General features: G+C 49.9%; 2 protein-coding genes and 1 pseudogene. All 3 read left to right on the plus strand.

What is annotated here, in order from left to right; translation table 11 throughout:
* Positions 1 to 349 (plus strand): phage tail assembly protein (locus tag LG003_RS23000; RefSeq protein WP_315903413.1); only part of this gene is annotated, 349 nt, incomplete at its 5' end.
* Between the two features lie 83 nt (positions 350 to 432).
* Positions 433 to 498, plus strand: a complete 66-nt coding sequence (locus tag LG003_RS23295) for a GpE family phage tail protein (RefSeq protein WP_315903414.1) — start codon at positions 433 to 435, stop codon at positions 496 to 498.
* A pseudogene (locus tag LG003_RS23010) lies at positions 495 to 1,204 on the plus strand (phage tail tape measure protein); the annotation flags it as partial. The gene LG003_RS23295 and the pseudogene LG003_RS23010, both read left to right, overlap by 4 nt.

Here is a 1,204-nt window from a genome sequence, read left to right on the forward strand (position 1 = left end):
ATTACGCCAATTGGCCAATTGGCCAATTGCAGGAGATTTAACCATGTCAAAAACAATTACCCTCTCAGAACCTTTAGAGCGCCACAACGGGGAAACCATTACACAGGTCACGATCACTGACACGATGAAGCAAGTGGGCGCCCTACGTGGGTTAAAACTGTATGACGTCATGACAAGTGATGTGAACTCTCTCATCACGCTATTGCCGCGTGTGACACAGCCGCGTTTGACAGAAGCAGAGATTAACAGCATGGGGATTCAGGATTTCACAGCACTGGCAAGCGGTGTTGCTGATTTTTTAGCACCGAGCTCGGAAGCCGATACGATCAAAACACAGGACGAAAAATAATTCCGTGCCCGTTTGTGGAAACAGACGAAATTATCGCGGATATCGCGACGGTTTTTCACTGGGCCCCGTCTGAGTATGACGCAATGACCGTGCTCGAATTATTAAAATGGCATGAACGCGCAGCCGCACGCAATGGAAGTGATTCATGACAGATCGTAATCTTAACATCCGTGTATCACTGAGCGCCGCTAATAAGTTATCCGGTCCCGTTAGTGCTGCCAGTCGTGCAGCGGCGGGGCTGGCTTCTCAAATCAAATCAACGTCAAGCGACATTAAGAGCCTGGCAAGTCAGACAAAAACGTTTGACCGCTTAAGCGATTCTATTAAAAAAAACGCGGAGACTTACGACAAAGCCAAAGCTAAAGCCAAAGAGTTAGCGGCGCAATTTCCGCGGTTCAGGGAACAAACCGAAGAACAGCGCAAAATCCTGCTTGCAGCCAGACAGGAACGGGATCGCTATGGCCGCACACTGGATAAAGAAAAACAGAAATTACAAGCGGTTGGCGCTCAGATGTACCGACACGGCGTTTCTGTTCGTCAAAGCGATAATGCCACTGCTCAAATAACCCGTCGCACTGAAATTTACAATCAGCAATTAGCCGAGCAGCAACGGCGATTAAATGCGGTCACGCGTGCCCAGAATAGCTATAGCAAAGCCAAGGAAATGCGCGGGAAGCTTGCCACCGCAGGGGCTGCTGCGACGGCGGGTAGCGCGGGCTTTCTGTATGCTTCATCTCGCATCATGGCCCCCGGTCTAGATTTCGATGAGGGCATGTCTGGCGTTCAGGCACTAACCCGTCTCGATAAAAATGATCCTCGCCTTAAGATACTCAGAGAACAAGCCAGAGCATTAGG

The organism is Photorhabdus kleinii (genome assembly GCF_025384885.1).
Taxonomy (GTDB): domain Bacteria; phylum Pseudomonadota; class Gammaproteobacteria; order Enterobacterales; family Enterobacteriaceae; genus Photorhabdus; species Photorhabdus kayaii.